The following is a 20,760-nucleotide window of genomic DNA, read 5'->3' as shown; positions in this document are numbered from 1 at the left end:
CCCTCATGCCGGCGCGCGCCGTATCCGCCCTGCGCGATTTCCTGCGCAGCGAGTCCGCCGGCGGCGTGCTGCTGATGATCTCGGCCGCGGCCGCGCTGTTGGTGGCCAATTCGCCGCTGGGCGCAGGCTATTTCCACGCCCTGCACGCCTATCTGGGCCCGCTGTCGGTCGAGCACTGGGTCAATGACGGCCTGATGGCGGTGTTTTTTCTGCTCGTGGGCCTGGAGATCAAGCGCGAGGTCGTCGGCGGCGAACTATCGACCTGGCCGCGCCGCGCCCTGCCCGGCTTCGCGGCCCTGGGCGGCATGATCGCGCCGGCGCTGGTCTACCTCTTCATCGCCCGCGACGCGCCGGACGTGCGCGCCGGCTGGGCCATTCCGGCGGCGACCGACATCGCCTTCGCCCTGGGCGTCCTTTCGCTGCTGGGGCCGCGCGTGCCAGGCGCGCTGAAGATCTTCCTGGCCGCCCTGGCGATCATCGACGACCTGGGCGCGATCCTGATCATCGCCTTCTTCTACACCGACCAGCTGACGCTCTGGGCGCTGGGCGGAGCCGCCATCGTGCTGGCCGCGCTGATCGCGCTGAACCGCCTGAAGGTCGTCGCCCTCTGGCCCTACCTGCTGCTGGGCGCACTGCTGTGGTTCCTGTTCCTGAAGTCGGGCGTGCACGCCACCCTGGCCGGCGTGCTGCTGGCCATGACCATCCCGCTGACCTCGACGCGGGGCGAGCACTCGCCGCTGCACCGGCTGGAGCACGGGCTCAACCCGTGGGTCGCCTACCTGATCGTGCCGGTGTTCGGCTTCGCCAACGCCGGGGTGGCCCTGGGCGGGCTCGACGCCTCGGCCCTGACGGCGCCCGCCACCCTGGGCGCGGCGCTGGGCCTCTTCCTGGGCAAGCAGGCCGGCGTCATGGCGTTCAGCGCCGCCGCGATCGCCCTTGGCCTGGCGCGCCGCCCCACCGGCGTGACCTGGACCCAGCTCTATGGCGTGGCCGTGCTGTGCGGCGTCGGCTTCACCATGAGCCTGTTCATCAACAACCTGGCCTTCCGAGACGCCCTGCTGCGCGAGGAGACCAAGATCGGCGTGCTGGCCGGGTCGGTGGCCTCGGCCCTGCTGGCCTGGCTGATCTTCGCCCTGCCGCGTCGTCGCAAGACTGGCGCGATGGCCGGCGCGGGTCCAAACTAGAGCAAACAGTCCAACGAGGAGCGTGGGCCATGCTGCGTTTCGTCCTCTTCGCCGCCGCCGCGGCGTCCCTCCTGCCGGCGAGCGCCGCGTTCGCCGACACCCCCGCCGTCTCGCAGGTCGAGGTGATCATCGGCCCCGACCTCGCCGCCAAGGCCGACAAGCTGGGCGAGCGCGAGTTCGACTACCTGGCGCGCGACCTCAAGCGGGCCGTCGAGCGTCGCCTGGAACGCGCCGGCGGCCTGACGGCATCGGGCGGCCGCCTGCGCCTGGTGATCGACGACGCCGTGCCCAATCGCCCCACGCCCCTGCAGCTGACCAGCAAGCCGGGCCTGTCCATGGAAAGCTTCGGCAACGGCGGGGCCCGAGTGTCGGGCGAGTACGTCTCGGCCGACGGCGTCAGCACGCCGATCCGCTATCGCTGGTACGAGACCGACATCTGGCAGGCCCAGTACGCGGCCACCTGGAGCGACGCCAGCCTGGCCTTCGATCGCCTGGCCCGCCGCATCGAGGACGGGCAGTTCGTGAAGGACTAGGCCGGAGCTACATCAAGCAGCAGTGACCGTTTCTCACCGAGCATCCCCGCGAAGGCGGGGATCCAAGCTGAGTTTCATGAGACGGCGCGGCCGTGAGCGACCCGCAGACTCCGCTTGGGTCCCCGCCTTCGCGGGGAAGAACGGATCTTGGATACGGCCGTCGCGTGAATGTCGATCCTGTCGTGTCGGCGGTCGCTTGCCAGAACCCTCGACGCAGAGTCTGATCGCCGTTCAGTAAGAAGGGGCGTCAGAGGCTCCCCGGGGAGGAAGCATGACCGCTGCGCCGCGACGATCGACCGCCGCCCTGGCCGCCTACGCCTCGCCGACCCTGCCGCTGGCGGGTCTTGGCCTGCCGCTCGTGGTCTATCTGCCCGAATACTATGTCAGCGAGCTTGGCCTTTCGCTGTCGGTGGTCGGCACGGCCTTCCTGCTGGTGCGGCTGGCCGACATCATCCTGGACCCGATCCTGGGCGGCATGATGGACCGCACGCGCACCCGCTGGGGCCGCTTCCGCCCCTGGCTGGTGGCCAGCGTGCCGCTGCTGATGGCCGCCTCCTACGCGCTGTTCATGGCCAAGCCCGGGATCGGGCCGATCTTCCTCTGGTCATGGCTGATCGTCGTCTACATCGGCTTCTCGATGGCGGTCCTGGCCCAGACGGCCTGGGGCGCAGTGCTGTCGTCCGACTACCAGCAGCGATCACGGATCTACGGCTTCTGGAGCGCCGGCAACGTGGTGGGCATGATCCTGGTGCTGCTGCTGCCGCCCTTGGTGGCCTTCACCCTCAAGGGCGACCACGCCGCCGGCGTCCAGGCCATGGGCTGGTTCATCATCGTGCTGATGCCGCTGACGGCGCTGCTCGCCGGCGCGGTCGTCGGCGAGCCGGCGGCTCCGCCCCAGCGACACGAGGCGGGCCTGAAGCAGTATTTCGCCCTGCTCAAGCGCCCCACTGTGCAGAAGCTGCTGATCGCCGACCTGCTGATGGGCCTGGCGCCCGGCATCGGCGGCGCGCTGTTCTTCTTCTTCTTCGAGCGCATCAAGGGCATCCCGAAGGACCAGGCGGGGATCCTGCTGCTGGTCTATTTCGTGGCCGCCCTGGCCGGCGCGCCGCTGTGGCCTTGGATCGCCAAGGTCACGGGCAAGCACACCTCCCTGGCGATCGCCGGGATCATGTACGCCGTCTTCCAGGTCGCCGCGGTGATCACGCCCAACGGCGTCAACGCCTTCGCGATCACGGTGCTGGTGTTGGCCGGCCTGCCCTACTCGGCAGCGCCGCTGCTGGTGCGCTCAATGATGGCCGACATCGGCGACGAGGAGCGGCTGAACAGCGGTGTCGACCGCACGGGCCTGCTGTACGCCATCGTCAACGGCACGGTGAAGCTGGGCTTCGCCCTGGCCATCGGCGTCTTCCTGGTGCTCGAGAAGCTGGGCTTCGACCCCAAGATCCCCAGCGCCGAGGGCGACACCGCCCTGATCGTGCTCTACACGGCCGTGCCGGCGGCGCTGGGCGTGCTGGTCTCGGTCATCATCGTGCGCTATCCGCTGGACGCCAGACGCCACGCCGAGATCCTCGCCCAACTGGAGGCGCGCGACGCGGCGCAAGCCAACGCCCAAGCGAGCTCGCATGACCTCTCCGACCCCAGCCCCGCGCCCTCTGCAACCCAGTGAGGAGCATCCGCTCTTCACCCTGGTGGAGATCATGGCCCGCCTGCGCGACCCGCGGGGCGGCTGCCCGTGGGACATCGAGCAGACCTTCGCGACCATCGCGCCCTACACGATCGAGGAGGCCTACGAGGTCGCCGACGCCATCGAGCGCAATGATCTTTCCGACCTGAAGGAAGAGCTTGGCGACCTGCTGCTTCAGGTGGTGTTCCATTCCCGGATGGCCGAGGAGCAAGGCGCCTTCAGCCTCCAGGACGTCGCCCGGTCGATCTCCGACAAGATGATCCGCCGCCATCCCCACGTGTTCGGCGACCACGCCTATGACGACCTGGCCGACCAGAAGGCGGGCTGGGAGGAGCTGAAAGCCCAGGAGCGCAAGGCCAAGAAGAAGGGCGGCGTGCTCGACGACGTGCCCGCCGGCCTGCCCGCCCTGACCCGGGCCGTGAAGCTGACCAAGCGCGCCGCGCGCGTCGGCTTCGACTGGCCCTCGACCGACAAGGTGCTGGAAAAGCTGGCCGAGGAAGTCGCCGAACTACAGGTCGAGATCGACGCCGGCGACCAGGCCAAGGCCCGCGAGGAACTGGGCGACATCCTGTTCGTCTGCGCCAACCTTGCGCGCAAGCTCGACGTCGAGCCCGAGGACGCCCTGCGCGCCACCAACGCCAAGTTCGCCCGCCGCTTCGCTTTCATCGAGGCCGAGCTGGCCAAGGACGGCCGCACGCCCGACCAGTCCGACCTGGCCGAGATGGACGCCCTGTGGGACGCGGCCAAGGCGGCGGAACGCAAGTAGCGCCTGTCCCAAGGGTCAGGGCCGCGCGATCCGTCCGCCGGTCATCGGCGACGCCACCCCCGTCGTGCCCGGAAAGCTGATCGGCAGCCCGCGCGCCGTCCGCGCCGCCAGATAGGCGAAGGCCTCGGCCTCGATGGCGTCGCCGCGCCAGCCGTAGTCTTCGGCCGCCTTCACCGGCACGGGAACCCGCTCGGCCAGCGCCGCCATGATCCGTGGGTTATGGCGGCCGCCGCCGCAGACGATCAGGGCGCTGGGCGGGGCGTCGTTCTTGTCGAAGGCCTTGAGCACGGCCGCGGCAGTGAAGGCCACCAGGGTCGCGGCCGCGTCCTGCGCCGACAGGTGCGCCACCGCGTCCAGCGAGAAGTCGTAGCGGTCCAGAGACTTGGGCGCGGGCGCGGCGAAATAGGCGCTGGCCAGGAGCGCGTTCAGCGCCGCCTCGTCCACCGCGCCTGCCGCCGCCAGCCGGCCGCCCTCGTCGAAACGGCCAAGGCCACGTTCCTGAAGCATCAGGTCGATCATGCCGTTGCCCGGGCCGGTGTCGAAGGCCAGCAGGGTTCCGTCCGCGCCGATCAGGGTGATGTTGGCCACCCCGCCGATGTTCAGCGCCGCCACCGGCGCGGCCAGGCCCGAGGCGCGGGCGCGGGCCTCGTGATAGATCGGCGCCAGCGGCGCGCCCTCCCCGCCGGCCGCCACGTCGGCGGTGCGGAAATCGAACGCCACCGGCCGCCCGGTCAGGACCGCTAGCCGCTCGGCGTCGAGCAGTTGCACCGTCCGGCCCACGCGCTCGGCGTTCGGGCGTTCGTGCAGCACGGTCTGGCCATGCACGCCCAAGAGGTCGAAGTCGCTCCATGCAAGCCCATGCTCGGCCAGGAAGCTCTCGGCCGCGTGGAAATGCTCCTCGGCCACCGCCAGCCGGGCCTCGTCGAAGATGGCCGGCTCGGCTTGTCCGCGCTTCCAGGCCAGGGCCTGGCGCGTGGTTTCCAGCAGCAGCGTGCGGGTTTCCTCGCGCAGCTTGCGTTCGCCGCTGGGGCCAAAGCCCTGGATCGCCTCGCCATCGGTGTCGAGCACCGCCATGTCGACCGCGTCGAGCGAGGTGCCGGTCATGAATCCAAGAATGCGCATGGTTGCGTTGACTGCCACGCCCCGTGTCGGGTAGCTAGGCCCCATGACCGCCAAGGCCCTCCGTTCCTGCGCCTATTACCGCCCGCTGATCTAGCGGGCGAACGACCGGTCATGTCGACGCACCGCCACCTGGCCGGCGATGCGTCCCTCCCCCTACCGACGACGTCTCCGGCGCATCTTGCAAGGAGACTATCGATGAAACCCTCGCCACAGACAGCCCCGCCCGTGCTAGACGCGCGAACCAGCGATACAGAGAGTCGAGCCATGTCCGCGCCGCAGAGCTTCAAGTCCGAATTCCTGCAGACCATGCAGAGCCGCGGCTACATCCATCAGATCACCCACCCGGACGAATTGGACGCGGCCGCCGCCGGCGGCGCGATCACCGCCTACATCGGCTTCGACGCCACCGCCCCCAGCCTGCACGTCGGCCACCTGATCCAGATCATGATGCTGCGCCGCCTGCAGCAGGCCGGCCACAAGCCGATCGTCCTGATGGGCGGCGGCACCACCCGCGTGGGCGACCCGACCTTCAAGGACACTCAGCGCCCGCTGCTCACCGACGAGCAGATCCAGTCGAACATCGACGGCATCAAGAAGGTGTTCGCCAACTTCCTGACCTTCGGCGACGGCCCGACCGACGCGGTGATGGTCGACAACGACGAATGGCTGTCGAAGCTCGGCTACGTGCAGTTCCTGCGCGACTACGGCGTGCACTTCACGATCAACCGCATGCTGACCTTCGACTCGGTGAAGCTGCGGCTCGAGCGTGAGCAGCCGATGACCTTCCTCGAGTTCAACTACATGCTGATGCAGGCCACCGACTTCCTGGAGCTGAACCGCAAGTACGGCTGCGTGCTGCAGATGGGCGGCTCGGACCAGTGGGGCAACATCCTCAACGGCGTCGAGCTGACCCGCCGGGTCGACCAGAAGGCCGCCTTCGGCCTGACCACGCCGCTGCTGACCACGGCCTCGGGCGCCAAGATGGGCAAGACCGCCGCCGGCGCCGTCTGGCTCAACGCCGACGCCCTGTCGCCGTACGACTACTGGCAGTTCTGGCGCAACACCGAGGACGCCGACGTGGGCCGCTTCCTGAAGCTGTTCACCGACCTGCCGCTGGACAGGATCGCCGAGCTGGAAGCCCTGGAAGGCGCCCAGATCAACGACGCCAAGAAGGTGCTGGCCGACGAAGCCACCCGCCTGGTGCACGGCGACGAGGCCGCCAGGACCGCCCGCGCGACGGCCGAAACGGCTTTCGAGCAGGGCGCGCTGTCGGCCGACCTGCCGACGGTCGAGGTCGCTGCCTCGGTCCTGGCCGAAGGCGTGGCCCTGGCCGTGCTGGCGACCGACATCGGCCTGACCGCCTCGCGCGGCGAGGCCCGACGCCTGGCCCAGGGCGGCGGCCTGCGCCTGAATGACGCCCAGGAGAAGGACGGCGATCGCCTGGTGACCAACGCCGACCTGATCGACGGCGTGGTCAAGCTGAGCCAAGGCAAGAAGAAGATCGTGCTCGTCAAACCGGTTTAACCGGACGGCGAAGCTATTAAGTATCGTCATCCCGGAGCGGTCGCGGCCGCTTCGGGATGACGCGTTCTACGCCCTGACGCTGGGCCCGTGATGTTGGAGAAAGTTCGATGCTGAACCCCGGCGACAAGGCCCCCGACTTCGACCTGCCCACCGACACCGGCCGCGTCAGCCTGGCCGGCCTGAAGGGCAAGAACGTCGTGCTCTACTTCTACCCGAAGGACGACACGACCGGCTGCACCTCGCAGGCCCTGCAGTTCTCGGCCGAGGTCGAGGAATTCGCCAAGGCCGGCGCTGTGGTGATCGGCGTCTCCAAGGACAGCGCCGCCAGCCACGGCAAGTTCCGCAAGAAGCACGACCTGACCGTCGAGCTCGGCTCCGACACCCTGGGCGAAACCGTCGAGGCCTACGGCTCGTGGGTCGAGAAGAGCATGTACGGCCGCAAGTACATGGGCATCGACCGCTCGACCTTCCTGATCGACGGCGAAGGCGTCGTCCGCGAGATCTGGCGCAAGGTGAAGGTCCCCAATCACGTCAAGGCGGTGCTCAAGGCGGCCCAGGGTCTGAAGGGCTAAGACCAAGCCTCACTGTGGCGCCGGCGCCGCAAAGTCTCGCTTTTCGGCCACTTCTCCCGTGTCGCGTGTAGCCAGCCCGTTCATGTCGGGTTAATCGACGAAGGTTCATGGTCGAAACTTGGCCATCCGCGCCTTCGCAGGTGCGAAGAGTCTTGCGCATTTCCGCTTTCTCGTTGCATATCCCCCAGACCTTGAAAACTGGGGGGTTTCCTGGGTATGGCGATCGCGCATTTTCACCGCCTACGTAAGACCCTCGAAGGTCTGTTTCCGGAACGCCATCTGTATGTCCGCTCGGGCGGCGAGATGCGTGGCTACGTGCTTTCCACGGGCAAGCAGATGGCCTGCGCCGCCGGTGTCGGCGCCGCGGCGCTGTGGATGGGCGTCTGCACAGCGGCCATGCTGGTCAACACCGTGGCCGTCAGCAACACCGACCAGGTCGTCCTCAAGCAGAAGGCCTATTACGAGCGCCTCAACGCCGACCGCCAGGCGCGCCTGAACAGCGCGGTGGCCCAGTTGTCGGCCACCAGCGGCTCGCTCGACGACCTGGCCATGTCGGTCGAGAAGCGCCACGCGGCCCTGGCCCTGCTGGTCAGCGACTTCAAGGGCGCGCCCGGCGCCGCCCAGGCCCTGGCCGTCAACAAACCCGCCATCGGCGACGCCTCGCCCGTCGAGCGCATCCAGGCCACCCGCATGGACCAGGAGCGCCTGATCGACGCCGCCGAGGGCTTCGCCAAGAGCCGGGCCGAGCGCCTCCGCCTGGCCATGCGCATGGCCGGCCTCGACGCCGGCAGCTTCACCGGCCGCGGCGCCTCGCTGGGCGGCCCGCTGATCGAGGCCAAGGACCCTCGCGCCCTGGCCGCCGTGCTGGACGTCGACGAGGAGTTCGCCGCCCGCATCCATCGCGCCGCCAGCGACATGTCGGACATGCGCAGCCTCGGCGCGGCGGCCCAGCGCCTGCCGTTCAACCGCCCGACCGCCAACCCGGCCCTGTCGAGCAGCTACGGCGTGCGCTTCGACCCGTTCACGCACCGCCCGGCCTTCCATTCGGGCCTGGACTTCCCCGGCGCCTTCTACACGCCGATCATGGCCACCGCGCCCGGCGTCATCTCGTTCACCGGCGTCCGCTCGGGCTACGGCAACACCGTCGAGATCGACCATGGCGGCGGCTTCAAGACCCGCTACGCGCACCTGCAGGGCATCGCCGTCCGCGTCGGCCAGCGCGTCGTCATCGGCCAGCGCGTCGGCGCCATGGGCTCCACCGGCCGCTCCACCGGTCCGCACCTCCACTACGAGGTCTGGGTCAATGGCCGCGCCCAGAACCCCAACCGCTTCCTCAAGGCAGGCGAGTATGTTCAGCAAGCCGGCTAAGGGGTCCAAGACCCCGGTCCAGATCGAGCCCCTGCCCCTTCCGGCCGCGGCGCCCGCCGACCAGGTCCGCAAGGCCCCGCCGCGCGTGGCCTCGCTGATCTCGGCCGACATCACCATCGAGGGCGGCGTCAGCGGCGACGGCGAACTGCAGATCGACGGCGTGGTGCGCGGCGACGTCCGCGTCGGCCGCCTGACCGTCGGCGAGACCGGCCACGTCGAGGGCGGCGTCTACGCCGAGGTCGTCGAGATCCGCGGCCGCGTCGTCGGCGCGATCACCGCCAAGCAGGTCCGCCTCTACGGCACGGCCTATGTCGACGGCGACATCACCCATGAGCAACTGGCCATGGAAACCGGCGCCTTCTTCCAGGGCCGCAGCCTGAAGTTCCAACGCCAGGCCCCGCCGCAGGCGGCTCCGGTGGCCGTCGCGCCGGCTCCGGTCGCGGACCTGACGCTTACGGCCAAGCCGGTCGGGTAAAGAGCCCCGATCCTCCCGTCATTCCCGCCCTTGTGGCGGGAACCCCTCTTTCAGCCGCAAGGGCAGATGGGGCGGCATGCCAAGCATGCCGCTTGCGCCTCACGTGCGAGCGGAACCAGAGGTTCCCGCCACAAGGGCGGGAATGACAGGATCAAGGGGATAGAGGCATCCCCAAACGAAAAACGCCCCGGATCGCTCCGGGGCGTTCGTCTTTTCAGGCGTCACCGAAAGGCCTTAGCCCTCGGAAGCGTCCCGCGTCGCGCCGACCCGCTGGGCCAGCGAGGCGCCCATGAAGGCGTCCAGGTCGCCGTCGAGCACGCCGTCCGTGTCGGAGGTCTCGACGTTGGTCCGCAGGTCCTTGACCATCTGGTACGGCTGCAGGACGTACGATCGGATCTGGTGACCCCAGCCGATATCGGTCTTCTGGTCGTGCAGCGCCTGCTGGGCGGCTTCCCGCTTCTGCAGTTCGGCCTCGTAGAGGCGGGCGCGCAGCATCTTCCAGGCCTCGTCGCGGTTCTGGTGCTGCGAGCGGCCCGACTGGCAGGCCACCACGATCCCGGTCGGGGCGTGCGTCAGGCGCACGGCCGAGTCGGTCTTGTTGATGTGCTGACCGCCGGCCCCGGAGGCCCGGTAGGTGTCGGTGCGCACGTCGGCCGGATTGATCTCGATCTCGATCGTGTCGTCGATCACGGGATAGACCCAGGCCGAGGCGAACGAGGTGTGGCGGCGAGCGCTGCTGTCATACGGGCTGATGCGCACCAGACGGTGCACGCCGGCCTCGGTCTTCAGCCAGCCATAGGCGTTGGGACCCTTGACCAGCAGCGTGGCCGACTTGATGCCGGCCTGGTCGCCGTCGGTCTCTTCGATCAGCTCGGTGGTCATGCCGTGGGCGTTGGCCCAGCGGGTGTACATCCGCAGCAGGATGCCCGCCCAGTCGCACGACTCGGTGCCGCCGGCGCCCGAGTTGATTTCGACATAGGCGTCGTTGCCGTCGGCCTCGCCCGACAGCAGGGCTTCGAGTTCGGCGCGGGCGGCGCGTTCCTTGATGGCCTTGAGCTGGGCGCGGGCGTCGTTCAGCGAGTCCTCGTCAGACTCCATGTCGGCCAGCTCGGCGTATTCGAGCGCGTCCTTGACGTCGCGCTCGATGCTCTGCACGGCCTCGACCTTGGCGGCCAGGTTGGCGCGCTCGCGCGACACGGCCTGGGCCTCGGTCGGACGGTCCCACAGCGTCGGGTCTTCGACCCGCGCGTTCAGTTCATCGAGTTTTCTAAGGGCGACATCCCAGTCAAAGACGCCTCCTGAGCAGTCCAACGGACTGCTCGATGTCGGCCGCGGCGGCCTCGACATCCGGTCTCATCACGTAGCTCCGTGACACAAAGTAAGGGCGCGGGAGATAGCCCGCCACCAGATTCAGCGCAACCGCGCCGGTTGCTCGAAAGTGGAAACGGCGACTCTTCAGCCGAAAACCTAGTCCTTCGACAGGCTCAGGATGAGGTTTTTCCACGGCCCGAAACAGGGTCCTCATCCTGAGCTTGTCGAAGGACGAGGACCCCGCACAGTTCTAGTAAAGCCCGCTGATGTCCGGCGTCTTGGGCTGTTGCTTGGGCTGCGTATCGGACGGCGAAGGCTGGCCGGTCGGCACGCCGTTGGGCCAGGCGTCGCCGTAGGAGATCGGCCCGCCGGTCGGCGTCGGCGCGGCCACCTTGGGCTCGGTGCCCGGGCGGAAGGCCTCGCGGATGCCGCGCACCATGGCGAACTTGGCCGTCTTCGGCGGCTTGAAGTCGGTCTTGGGCTTGTCCTTCAGCGCCACCTTCATGAAGTCGATGAATACCGGCACGGCATCCTGCGAGCCGGTTTCGCCGGCCCCCAGCGAGCGGTTGTCGTCGAAGCCGACGAACACGCCGACGATCAGGTCGGGCGAATAGCCGATGAACCAGGCGCTGCGGTACTCGTTGGTGGTGCCGGTCTTGCCGGCCAGCGGATAGCCCAGCTGACTGACCGAGGCGGCCGTGCCGCGCTGGACCACGCCCTGCAGCATCGAGGTGATCTGGTAGGCCGTGACCGGATCCATCACCTGCTCGCCCGGCGCGGTGACGCGCGGGCTTTCGTCGCCGTTGAAGCCGGCGGTGCAGCGCGGGCAGTCGCGCTTGTCGGCGCGGAAGATCACCTTGCCCTCGCGGTCCTGCACCAGCTCGATCAGGTGCGGCTCGATGCGGCGGCCGCCGTTGGCGAACGGCGCATAGGCGGCGGTGATCTTGAACGGCGTCGTCTCGCCGGCTCCGAGCGCCATGGCCAGCACGGGCGCCATGTCGCGCGTCACGCCGGTCTTCTTGGACATCTCGATGATCTTCTTCATGCCCACGCCCTGGGCCAGGCGCACGGTCATGGCGTTGACCGACCGCTCCAGGCCCTTGCGCAGCGGCAGGGCGCCGTAGAACTTCTTCTCGTAGTTCTCCGGGCTCCAGTCCTGGCCGTTGGCGCCCTTGAAGGTGATGGCGCTGTCCAGGATCACGCTGGCCGGCGTGTAGCCGTTCTCCAGCGCGGTGGCGTAGACGAACGGCTTGAACGACGAGCCGGGCTGGCGCATCGCCTGGGTCGCCCGGTTGAAGTTCGACAGCGAGAACGAATAGCCGCCCACCAGGGCCACCACGCGGCCGGTATAGGGCTCGATGGCCACCAGCGCGCCGTTGACGGCCGGCACCTGCTTGAGGCGATAGGACGAGGTTCCGGCCACCTGCTCGACGAACACCAGGTCGCCGACCTTCAGCCCCTTGCCGGCCTTGGCCCAGGCGATGTCTTCACCGGTGAGGCTGCCCTCCCCTTCGTCCTTGACCAGCCGCACGCCGCCGCCGGCCGAGGTGACGACGGCCGCGCGCCAGCCGCGGCGCTCCGACGGCGGACGCTTGGCCTGGGCGGCCTTCTCCCAGCCCTCGTCCAGGCTCTCGACATGGCCCCAGGCCCCGCGCCAGCCGTGGCGGCGGTCGTATTTCTCCAGGCCGTCCATCAGCGAGGCCCGCGCCGCCGTCTGCAGCGTCGGGTCCAGCGTGGTGCGCATGTAATAGCCGCCCTCGCTGATCCGGTCGCCCAGCGTGGCCATGCCGCGCTGACGCACTTCCTCGACAAAGTAGTCGGCGTCGGCATAGGCCGCGCGCTTGGGCGCCGGCTGCACCACCAGGTCCTCGGCCTTGGCCTTCTCGGCCTCGGCGCGGCTGACCCAGCCCAGGTCGGCCATCTGGTCGAGGATCCAGTTGCGGCGGGCGATGGCTTTGCCCTTGTTGCGGATCGGATGGTAGTTGTCCGGCCCCTTGGGCAGGGCCGCCAGATAGGCGGCTTCCGACAGCGAAAGCTCGGGCAGCGACTTGCCGAAATAGTTGTAGGCGGCCGAACCGACGCCGAACGAGCGATAGCCCAGCCAGATTTCGTTGAGGTACAGCTCGAGGATCTGCTGCTTGTCGAGCGACTGCTCCAGGCGCCGGGCCAGGATCGCTTCCTTGAACTTGCGGCCCACCGTGGCGTCGCTGGTCAGGAGGACGTTCTTGGCCACCTGCTGGGTGATCGTCGAGCCGCCTTCCAGGCGCCGGCCGCGCATGGCGTTGCCGACGTTCTTGAGCATGGCGCGCGAGAAGCCGCCCACGTCGACGCCGCCGTGCTTGAAGAAGTTGCGGTCCTCGGCGGCCATGAAGGCCTGGGCCAGCTGCGGCGGGATCTGGTCGTAGGGCACGAAGATCCGGCGTTCCTTGGAGTATTCGCCGATCAGGGTGCCGTCCCAGGCGTAGACGCGCGTCGCCGTGGGCGGACGATAGTCCTGCAGTTCGCCAGCGTCGGGCATGTCGTGGAACAGCCACGCGGCATAGATGGCGATGGCGAACCCCGCCACCGCGATCGTCGACAGCACCGCGACGCCGGCTATGGCGATCCATCTTTCGGCGGGCTTCAAGTCCACACGGCCTCCGTCGAGCGGCGCAACGCGCGCACGCTCAAATCATCCAGAGGATGGCTGTAACCCGCATCGGGCGAGGCGCCAACTTGGTGCGGTTGGAGTTTCTGCCGACGCCCTGCGTGGTCCTCGCCCTTCGACGGGCTCAGGATGAGGACCAGATACACGCACAGACAGATGAGAAACCTCACCCTGAGCTTGTCGAAGGGCGGGGTTTCCGCCCTCGAAACTCAAGAGCCCCCTCAGCGAGCGCTGATCCGGGTCTGGGTCGCGAAGTAGGTTTCGATGGAGCTGGCCACCGCGTTCATCAACCGCTCGCGGCCTTGCGAGCTCTTCAGCAGCTTCTCGTCCTCGGCATTGGTCATGAAGCCCATTTCGAGCAGAACGGCCGGCACGTCCGGCGCCAGAAGCACGATGAAGCCGGCGTCGCGGTGGCTGCGGCGCAGCAGGACGGTCTCGTCGCCGACCTTTTCCAGCAGGGTCTCGGCGAAGGCGGCCGAGCGGTTCTTGGTGGCGCGCTGCGACAGGTCCAGCAGGATCTGGCCGACGGCGCGGTCGCGCCCCGGCAGGCTGGCCTTCATCAGCCAGTCGTCCTTCTCCAGCACCCGGGCGGCGCGCTCGGCGCCCTTTTCCGACAGGGTGTAGACGCTGGCGCCGCGGGTGCCGACGTCGGGGCCTGAGTCGGCATGCAGCGAGATGAACAGGTCCGCGTCGGCGCGGCGGGCGATCTGCACGCGCGATTCCAGCGGGATGAAGGTGTCGGTGTCGCGGGTCAGCACGACGATGAAGCGGCCGGACTTCTCCAGCTTGGCCTTCAGCGCCTTGGCCGCGGCCAGGGTGACGTCCTTCTCGTTGGTGTTGGCGCCGGCCGAGCCGGGATCCTTGCCGCCGTGGCCGGCGTCGATGACGATCGTCTTCTTCAGCTTCAGCGTCGCGGGCTTGGCTGGGGTCGAGACGGTGGTCGGACGCATCACAGACGCGCCGGCCGAGGCCGGATCGGCGGCGGCCAGATCGATCACATAGCGGAAGGCGGTCGCGCCATCGGCCGGCGGCAGCAGGAAGCGGCGCTTGACCACGGCCTTGGAGGACAGATCCAGCGACAGCCGGGCGCCGCCGGCGGCCTCGTCGATGACCCAGCGGTCGACCAGGCCATGGCCCGCGCCCTGCAGGTCGCCGGAAACGGTGACGTTGGGCAGGCCCACCACGACCCGGCTGGCCGCGGCGCCGTCGCCGATCAGCTTGCCCACGGCCGCGCGGTCCAGGTCGATGACGACTCGGGTCTCGGCGCGGTCGCCGCCGAAGCGGACCTTCTGCACGCCGGCGGCCGGCGCGGGGCCCTGAACGGTCGCGACCGCCACACCGGCGAGCGCCAGGGCGCCGACGATCAGAGCCGCCTTCGCCCAACCCGTTCTCGCTGCTCCGATGACGACCTTACGCATTACCGCCCAGCCAATGGCGTTACCTGAAAAACCAATGACGGATATCGCCCGGGGCCGGTAGAGAAACCGTTAAGGAAACCGTCGACTTCATCAATTTCGTCGGTTGCTCCACGGCGCTTTTCATTTGTCTTCCGATGTTGCTAAAGTGGCGCCGTGCGCGGAGCGACGTCGTCAGACATGGCGCTTTGCGTGAGTGGTTCCCAAATGACGGACGCGTCCATAGCGCCCTCATGCCGGAGCCGCCGGACTTTGGAGTTTGCGGGCGATGGTCGGCGCGGGGCGGATGTCTCGACGGCCAAAGCCCGAAAGGGCCCGCGTCGGGCCCTGGCCGTTCCCGGCGACGACGCGTCATCCGATCCGCGCCACCCGGCGCGTCAAAGGAAACAAACGAAACCCCATGGGCTGCGCCGCACCCGATCGCCTCTGGCAACCGCCCTTCGAACTTCGCTTCGGCGAAGTCGCGGTCTGCGATGCGCGCGCCCTCCTTTCATATCGGCGCCCGGGCCTCGCGCCCGCCGCGCGCCGTGGAGATTCCCTGTATGTCGAAGAAGATGTTGATCGACGCCGCCCACGCCGAAGAGACGCGTGTGGTGGTCGTGGACGGTTCGCGGGTTGAAGAATTCGATTTCGAGAGCCAGACCCGCAAACAACTTCGTGGAAATATCTATCTCGCCAAGGTGACCCGCGTTGAACCCAGCCTCCAGGCTGCGTTCATCGAATACGGCGGCAACCGCCACGGTTTCCTCGCCTTCAACGAGATCCACCCGGACTACTACCAGATCCCGGTCGCCGACCGCGAAGCGCTGATGCGCGATGATTCGCACGACGACGAGGACGACACCCCCGTTTCGCGCCGCGCCACCGGCGGCGAGGACGAGGACGACGCCAACGATCACGCCATCGACGACGACGAAGACGACGTCGAAGAGGAACTGGCGCGCCGCAAGCGCCGCCTGATGCGCAAGTACAAGATCCAGGAAGTGATCCGCCGCCGGCAGATCATGCTGGTCCAGGTCGTCAAGGAAGAGCGCGGCAACAAGGGCGCGGCCCTGACCACCTACCTGTCGCTGGCCGGTCGCTACGGCGTCCTGATGCCCAACACCGCCCGCGGCGGCGGCATCAGCCGCAAGATCACGGCCGTGACCGACCGCAAGCGCCTCAAGAGCGTGGTGCAGAGCCTGGACGTGCCGCAGGGCATGGGCCTGATCGTCCGCACGGCCGGCGCCAAGCGCACCAAGGCCGAGGTCAAGCGCGACTACGAATACCTGCTGCGTCTGTGGGAGAACATCCGCGACAACACGCTGCACTCGGTTGCGCCGGCGCTGATCTACGAGGAGGAAGACCTCGTCAAGCGCGCCATCCGCGACATGTACGACAAGGACCTCGACGGCATCTGGGTCGAGGGTGAAGCCGGCTACCGCGAAGCGCGCGACTTCATGCGCATGCTGATGCCCAGCCAGGCCAAGAAGGTCTTCCCGTACCGCGAGGCCACGCCGCTGTTCGTCAAGAACCGCATCGAGGACCACCTGGCGCAGATCTACTCGCCGGTCGTACCGCTGCGTTCGGGCGGCTATCTGGTCATCAACCAGACCGAGGCCCTCGTCGCCATCGACGTCAACTCGGGCAAGGCCACGCGCGAGCGCAACATCGAGGCCACGGCCCTCAAGACCAACATCGAAGCGGCTGAAGAAGCCGCCCGCCAGCTGCGCCTGCGCGACCTGGCTGGCCTGATCGTCATCGACTTCATCGACATGGATGAAGCCAAGAACAACCGCACGGTCGAGAAGGTCCTCAAGGACGCTCTCAAGGACGACCGCGCCCGCATCCAGATGGGCAAGATCTCGGGCTTTGGCCTGATGGAGATCAGCCGCCAGCGCCGCCGCACCGGCGTCCTGGAAGGCACCACCCACGTCTGCGAGCACTGCGAGGGCACCGGCCGCGTCCGCTCGGTCGAATCCAGCGCCCTGGCCGCCCTGCGCGGCGTCGAGGTCGAGGCCCTGAAGGGCAGCGGCGCCGTGACCCTGAAGGTCAGCCGCGCCGTCGGCATCTACATCCTCAACGAAAAGCGCGGCTACCTGCAGCGCCTGCAGCTGAACCACGGCGTGTTCGTCACCGTGCTGGTCGACGACGGCCTGCGCCAGGCCGAGCACGAGATCGAGCGCACCGAGCTGGGCGACCGCATCGCCCCGCCGGCGATCGCCTACGAGCCCGATCCGGTGTTCGACGAGGTCTTCGACGACGAGGACGAAGACGAGGAAGAAGAAATCGTCGCCGATGACGGCGACGAGGACGAAGACGAGGACGAAGCGCCCCGCAAGTCGGCCCGCTCGGACGAGGATCGCGGCGGTCGCCGCAACAAGCGCCGTCGTCGCGGCCGTCGTGACGAGGAGCCCTCGGACGAGGTTTCGGAAGAGGGCGAAGGCGCCGAGTTCGACGCCGAGGCCGACGCTGACGGCGACGACGAGGATTCGCGCCGCCGCCGCCGCCGCCGTGGCCGTCGCGGCGGTCGCCGCGGGGGTCGCGAGGATGGCGATCGCGCCGCCGACGTCTATGTCTGGAACCGTCCGCGCGTTCCGTTCGGCGACAACCCCTATGTCTGGCACGATCCGGAAGCGCTGGAAGCCCGTGGCGGCGAAGGCCGTCGCGATCGCGGCGAGCGTCCGGACCGCGCCGAGCGCCAAGACCGCGCCGAGCGTCCGGAACGCCAGGAGCGCGCCGAGACCGCCGAGCGTCCGGAACGCGCCGAGCGTTCGGAGCGTCGCGAGCGCCGCCGCGGCGGTCGTGACCGCCAGCCCGCCGCCGAGGCCCCGATCGCTCCGGTCGAGGTCGAGGACGTCGCGCCGCTGGTGCTCGAGCCGCCGGTGATCGAAGGCCCGCCCGCCGACGTGTGGGTCGAGCTGCCGACGCCGGAGGAAACCACCCAAGCCAAGAAGCCGCGCCGCTCGCGCAGCCGTGGCCGCAAGGCCGCCGCCGAGACCGAGGTCGAAACGACCGAGGCCGTCGAAGCTGTCGCGGAACAGGCCGCCGAGCCGATCGCCGAGACCGTCGCCGACGCCACCCCGATCGTCGCCGCCGACGTCGAGATCGCTCCGGAACCGGCCCCCGAGCCGGTGGCCGAAACCGCCCCGGCGCCCGTCGAAGCGGTCGTCGAGACCCCGGCCGAGCCCGCGCCCGCGCCTGTCGCGGCCGAGCCCGATCCGAACGAGATCAGCGCCCCGCCCGCCCAGCCCAAGCGCGGCTGGTGGCGTCGGAGCTGATCCGACAGCAAAGGACCGCGGCGGCGCCATGGCGTCGCCGCGGTTCGCGCCTATATCCCCTCCTAGACAAGCCTCGCCCTTGCGATTTCCAGCCGCGCCAGCTGCGCGCTAGACTGCCGGACGGCGCGGGGGCGCGACCAGGAGACCATCGATGACGTCCCGCAAGAGGACCGTCGGCAAGACGTTCGGCGCCGGCCTTTCCGCCCTCGCCCTGCTGGCCTCCGTGGCGGCCCCGATCGCGGCCCAGGCCCAAGGCCTGTCGCTGATCCGCGACACCGAGATCGAAGAGATCCTGCACCGCGATTCCGACCCGATCTACGCGGCGGCGGGCCTGGATCCCAAGACGGTCCGCATCCTGCTGGTCGGCGACAAGGAACTGAACGCCTTCGCGACCCAGGGCCTGATGATGGGCCTCAACACCGGCCTGATCCTTCAGACCGAGACCCCCAACCAGCTCAAGGGCGTCATCGCCCACGAAACCGGCCACCTCGCCGGCGCCCACCCGCTGCGCTCCGACGAGATGATGAAGGCCGGCCTTCGGCCGATGATCCTGACCATGGGCCTGGGCGTCCTGGCGGCTCTCGCCGGCGCGCCCGACGCCGGCGCGGTGCTGCTGGGCAACGCCAGCTATTTCGGAACCCTGGGCGCGCTGGGCTACAGCCGCGAGCAGGAATCCCGCGCCGACCAGGCCGGCGCCAACTTCCTGGAAGCCACCGGCCAGTCGGGCCGCGGCCTCGTCGAGTTCTTCGACAACTTCCGCTACCAGGAGATCTTCGACCAGTCGCGGCGCTTTGCCTATTTCCGCAGCCACCCGCTGTCGTCCGACCGCATCGAGGCCCTGCGGGCCAAGGTCGAGCGCCTGCCCCACTACGACGCCGTCGACACTCCCGACGAGCTGGCCGAGCACGAGATCATGAAGGCCAAGCTGGAGGGGTTCATCAATCCCCAGACGGCCCTGATCAAGTACCGCGAGACCGACCGCAGCTTCCCGGCCCGCTACGCCCGCTCGATCGCCTACTACCAGATGAAGGAGCCCGACCGGGCCCTGAAGATCCTCGACGACCTGATCGCCGAGAACGACAAGAATCCCTACCTCTGGGAGCTCAAGGGCCAGATCCTGTTCGAGTTCAACCGCGTCGCCCTGGCCGAGGAGCCCCAGCGCCGCTCGGTGGCGCTCAAGCCCGACGCGGCCCTGCTGCGCATCAATCTGGGCCAGACCCTGATCGGCCTCGACGACCCCAAGAAGATCGAGGAAGGCGTCGGCGAGCTGAAGCGCGCCCTGATCAACGAGGGCGACAACGCCGTCGCCTGGCGCCTGCTGGCCCAGGCCTACGACAAGCAGGGCAAGGACGGCGAGGCGCGCCTGGCCACCGCCGAGCAGTATTTCAACCTGGGCGCCGTCCAGGAAGCCCGGGTGTTCGCCATGCGCGCCCGCGAGCTCCTGAAGAAGGACACGCCCGACTGGCGGCGCGCCACCGACATCGTGCTGGCCTCCCGTCCCAGCGACCAGGACCTCAAGGCCCTGGCCAAGGAAGGCCTGACGGCGTCCAATCCCTGATCGCCGATTCTCCCAAAGACCGAGCTGAGACCGAGATCCGAATGCCCCTTCGCCGCCCCCTCGCCCTGGCCGCCGCCGCCCTTGTCCTGACGACCGGCATGGCCGCCTGCAGCCAGCCCCAGGGGCCTTCCAAGAGCGACCAGGAATTCGGCAAGAAGGTCCGGGCCTACCTGCTGGAGAACCCGGAGGTCCTGCTGGAGGTCAGCGCCAGGCTGCAAGAGAAGCAGCTGGCCCAGGCCGCCTCCAAGTCGCAGGGGGCGATCGCCAAGCACCGCCAGGCCATCGAGCGTGATCCCCGCGACTTCGTGGCCAATCCTAACGGGACGATCACCGTCACCGAGTTCTTCGACTACAAGTGCGGCTACTGCAAGATCGCCGCCCCGCAGGTCGTCGAGATCATCGAGAAGAACCCCGACATCCGCTTTGTCTTCAAGGAGTTCGTGATCTTCGGCCGCGAGTCCGAGCTGGCCGCTCGCATGGCCATCGGCGCCCAGGCCCAGGGCAAGACCCTGCCCGTCTACAAGGGCATGATGGCCGAGAAGAGCCTCGACGAAGCCGCCATCGCCCGCATCGCCAAGGCCGCCGGCGTCGACGTCGAGAAGGCCCGCGCGGACGGCGCCAACGCCGCCGTCACCCAGCAGCTCCAGGACGTCCAGGGCCTGGCCCAGGCGCTGCACATCGAGGGCACGCCGGCCTTCATCGTCGGCGACAAGATGATCCCCGGCGCCGACATGAAGGCTCTGAACCTGGCTATCGAGGAAGCCCGCATCGCCGCCAAGAAGAAGGGCTGACGCTTTGGCCGAACGGGCGGCAAGGATCGCCCGGCGGTTGAAACGGCGCGGCAAGCTTTGCCGGGAACGCCGGGAGCCTGCGCGACACGCTGTCGCAACCTTTTGAAATCTTTGGAAACGCCGTGCGAGCCCAGCTTGCACGGCGTTTGCTTTGCACCTCCCGCCAGATCAGCGGCGGGAGTTCTCATGCTTGTCTCCGGTTCCAATCCCTGGGCGACGATGTCGACCTCGGCGATCGATCGCGTCAACGGCGCGGCCTCGACCTTCGCCCCGGCCTCATCCGGCGTCGGCGGCGCCTCGGCCCGCCAGGAGCTCTACGACTACGCCGCCAAGTCGCCGGCCGAGAAGATGCGGGCGGCCATCCTCGGCAAGCTGGGGCTCACCGAGGAAGACGTCGCGGCGATGGATTCCAAGGAACGCGAAAAGCTCGAAGCCAAGATCAAGCAGATGATCAAGGACGAGGTCACCCAGCAGGCCGAGGAGAAGAAGGGCGTGCTGGTCGACTTCAAGGCCTGACGCCAAAGATCCTCCCCCTCTGGGGGAGGTGGCG

At 68.7% G+C, this 20,760-nt stretch carries 16 protein-coding genes and 1 pseudogene; 13 read left to right on the top strand and 4 right to left on the bottom strand.

From position 1 onward, the window contains the following. Nucleotides 1-5: 5 nt before the first annotated feature. The 4 genes from nhaA to mazG all read left to right on the top strand — a co-directional run bounded on the left by nhaA (nt 6) and on the right by mazG (nt 4,167). Entirely contained in the window at nt 6-1,184 is a 1,179-nt protein-coding gene (gene nhaA, locus DDF62_RS22860) for a Na+/H+ antiporter NhaA (protein WP_116491249.1), read from the top strand. A gap of 29 nt (nt 1,185-1,213) precedes the next feature. Next, on the top strand, nt 1,214-1,717 hold the full coding sequence (locus DDF62_RS22855; protein ID WP_244286921.1) for a hypothetical protein: 504 nt from the start codon (nt 1,214-1,216) through the stop codon (nt 1,715-1,717). A 271-nt stretch (nt 1,718-1,988) separates the two neighbouring features. Further along, nucleotides 1,989-3,383, top strand: a complete 1,395-nt coding sequence (locus DDF62_RS22850; protein WP_116491248.1) for an MFS transporter — start codon at nt 1,989-1,991, stop codon at nt 3,381-3,383. After that, complete coding sequence (gene mazG, locus DDF62_RS22845) at nt 3,340-4,167, top strand: nucleoside triphosphate pyrophosphohydrolase (protein WP_116491247.1); 828 nt, start codon at nt 3,340-3,342, stop codon at nt 4,165-4,167. The genes DDF62_RS22850 and mazG overlap by 44 nt, the downstream gene beginning before the upstream one ends. Nucleotides 4,168-4,182: 15 nt before the next feature. Here the strand turns inward: mazG and DDF62_RS22840 are convergent, their stop codons facing one another. Then, nucleotides 4,183-5,289 (bottom strand): anhydro-N-acetylmuramic acid kinase, encoded by a 1,107-nt coding sequence (locus DDF62_RS22840; protein ID WP_165832361.1) that lies wholly within the window; start codon nt 5,287-5,289, stop codon nt 4,183-4,185. A 195-nt stretch (nt 5,290-5,484) separates the two neighbouring features. Here DDF62_RS22840 and tyrS point away from each other — a divergent pair, with 195 nt between their 5' ends. From tyrS to DDF62_RS22820, 4 genes are all read left to right on the top strand, one after another. Further along, complete coding sequence (tyrS, locus tag DDF62_RS22835) at nt 5,485-6,813, top strand: tyrosine--tRNA ligase (RefSeq protein WP_208866924.1); 1,329 nt, start codon at nt 5,485-5,487, stop codon at nt 6,811-6,813. 107 nt (nt 6,814-6,920) lie between these two features. After that, nucleotides 6,921-7,385, top strand: a complete 465-nt coding sequence (locus tag DDF62_RS22830) for a peroxiredoxin (RefSeq protein ID WP_116491244.1) — start codon at nt 6,921-6,923, stop codon at nt 7,383-7,385. A gap of 216 nt (nt 7,386-7,601) precedes the next feature. Next, nucleotides 7,602-8,753 (top strand): peptidoglycan DD-metalloendopeptidase family protein, encoded by a 1,152-nt coding sequence (locus tag DDF62_RS22825; protein ID WP_116491243.1) that lies wholly within the window; start codon nt 7,602-7,604, stop codon nt 8,751-8,753. Beyond that, nucleotides 8,734-9,228, top strand: coding sequence for a bactofilin family protein (locus tag DDF62_RS22820; protein WP_116491242.1), 495 nt, complete (start codon nt 8,734-8,736; stop codon nt 9,226-9,228). The genes DDF62_RS22825 and DDF62_RS22820 overlap by 20 nt, the downstream gene beginning before the upstream one ends. A 234-nt stretch (nt 9,229-9,462) precedes the next feature. On the opposite strand, the gene prfB is transcribed toward DDF62_RS22820, so the two are convergent. After that, nucleotides 9,463-10,585 (bottom strand): peptide chain release factor 2 gene (gene prfB / locus DDF62_RS22815; protein ID WP_101717355.1). Its coding sequence is split into 2 segments (ribosomal slippage): nt 9,463-10,515 and nt 10,517-10,585, totalling 1,122 coding nucleotides; the frame shifts between segments, so codons are not numbered across the junction. A gap of 71 nt (nt 10,586-10,656) precedes the next feature. Between prfB and DDF62_RS26815 the strand changes: the two are divergent. Further along, nucleotides 10,657-10,777, top strand: a pseudogene (locus DDF62_RS26815) (hypothetical protein); the annotation flags it as partial. Between the two features lie 12 nt (nt 10,778-10,789). Here the strand turns inward: DDF62_RS26815 and DDF62_RS22810 are convergent. Both DDF62_RS22810 and DDF62_RS22805 read right to left on the bottom strand, forming a co-directional pair. Beyond that, a complete protein-coding gene (locus DDF62_RS22810; RefSeq protein ID WP_116491241.1) occupies nt 10,790-13,171 on the bottom strand; it encodes a penicillin-binding protein 1A in 2,382 nt (793 codons plus the stop codon). 236 nt (nt 13,172-13,407) lie between these two features. Beyond that, nucleotides 13,408-14,604: an N-acetylmuramoyl-L-alanine amidase family protein gene (locus tag DDF62_RS22805; RefSeq protein WP_116491240.1), complete on the bottom strand. Its 1,197-nt coding sequence runs from the start codon at nt 14,602-14,604 to the stop codon at nt 13,408-13,410. Nucleotides 14,605-15,143: 539 nt separating this feature from the next. On the opposite strand from DDF62_RS22805, the gene DDF62_RS22795 reads away from it, so the two are divergent. From DDF62_RS22795 to DDF62_RS22780, 4 genes are all read left to right on the top strand, one after another. Then, on the top strand, nt 15,144-17,861 hold the full coding sequence (locus DDF62_RS22795) for an Rne/Rng family ribonuclease (protein WP_116491239.1): 2,718 nt from the start codon (nt 15,144-15,146) through the stop codon (nt 17,859-17,861). A gap of 151 nt (nt 17,862-18,012) precedes the next feature. Next, nucleotides 18,013-19,419, top strand: a complete 1,407-nt coding sequence (locus tag DDF62_RS22790) for a M48 family metalloprotease (RefSeq protein ID WP_116491238.1) — start codon at nt 18,013-18,015, stop codon at nt 19,417-19,419. 41 nt (nt 19,420-19,460) lie between these two features. Then, entirely contained in the window at nt 19,461-20,210 is a 750-nt protein-coding gene (locus tag DDF62_RS22785; protein WP_116491237.1) for a DsbA family protein, read from the top strand. 186 nt (nt 20,211-20,396) lie between these two features. Next, nucleotides 20,397-20,726: a hypothetical protein gene (locus DDF62_RS22780; protein ID WP_243410458.1), complete on the top strand. Its 330-nt coding sequence runs from the start codon at nt 20,397-20,399 to the stop codon at nt 20,724-20,726. Nucleotides 20,727-20,760 lie beyond the last annotated feature (34 nt).

This window comes from Caulobacter radicis (genome assembly GCF_003094615.1).
GTDB lineage: Bacteria > Pseudomonadota > Alphaproteobacteria > Caulobacterales > Caulobacteraceae > Caulobacter > Caulobacter radicis.
The sequence above is the reverse complement of the archived record's forward strand: the minus strand, read 5'-3'. Positions and strand labels throughout refer to the sequence as shown.

Excerpts from the sequence above, each read along its gene's own strand:
- DDF62_RS22850 (WP_116491248.1), top strand. The coding sequence starts at position 1,989 with ATGACCGCTGCGCCGCGACGATCGACCGCCGCCCTGGCCGCCTACGCC.
- DDF62_RS22780 (WP_243410458.1), top strand. The coding sequence starts at position 20,397 with ATGCTTGTCTCCGGTTCCAATCCCTGGGCGACGATGTCGACCTCGGCG.
- tyrS (WP_208866924.1), top strand. The coding sequence starts at position 5,485 with ATGAAACCCTCGCCACAGACAGCCCCGCCCGTGCTAGACGCGCGAACC.
- mazG (WP_116491247.1), top strand. The coding sequence starts at position 3,340 with ATGACCTCTCCGACCCCAGCCCCGCGCCCTCTGCAACCCAGTGAGGAG.
- DDF62_RS22820 (WP_116491242.1), top strand. The coding sequence starts at position 8,734 with ATGTTCAGCAAGCCGGCTAAGGGGTCCAAGACCCCGGTCCAGATCGAG.
- DDF62_RS22785 (WP_116491237.1), top strand. The coding sequence starts at position 19,461 with ATGCCCCTTCGCCGCCCCCTCGCCCTGGCCGCCGCCGCCCTTGTCCTG.
- DDF62_RS22825 (WP_116491243.1), top strand. The coding sequence starts at position 7,602 with ATGGCGATCGCGCATTTTCACCGCCTACGTAAGACCCTCGAAGGTCTG.
- DDF62_RS22790 (WP_116491238.1), top strand. The coding sequence starts at position 18,013 with ATGACGTCCCGCAAGAGGACCGTCGGCAAGACGTTCGGCGCCGGCCTT.
- DDF62_RS22855 (WP_244286921.1), top strand. The coding sequence starts at position 1,214 with ATGCTGCGTTTCGTCCTCTTCGCCGCCGCCGCGGCGTCCCTCCTGCCG.
- DDF62_RS22795 (WP_116491239.1), top strand. The coding sequence starts at position 15,144 with ATGTCGAAGAAGATGTTGATCGACGCCGCCCACGCCGAAGAGACGCGT.
- DDF62_RS22830 (WP_116491244.1), top strand. The coding sequence starts at position 6,921 with ATGCTGAACCCCGGCGACAAGGCCCCCGACTTCGACCTGCCCACCGAC.
- DDF62_RS22805 (WP_116491240.1), bottom strand. The coding sequence starts at position 14,604 with ATGCGTAAGGTCGTCATCGGAGCAGCGAGAACGGGTTGGGCGAAGGCG.
- DDF62_RS22840 (WP_165832361.1), bottom strand. The coding sequence starts at position 5,289 with ATGCGCATTCTTGGATTCATGACCGGCACCTCGCTCGACGCGGTCGAC.
- nhaA (WP_116491249.1), top strand. The coding sequence starts at position 6 with ATGCCGGCGCGCGCCGTATCCGCCCTGCGCGATTTCCTGCGCAGCGAG.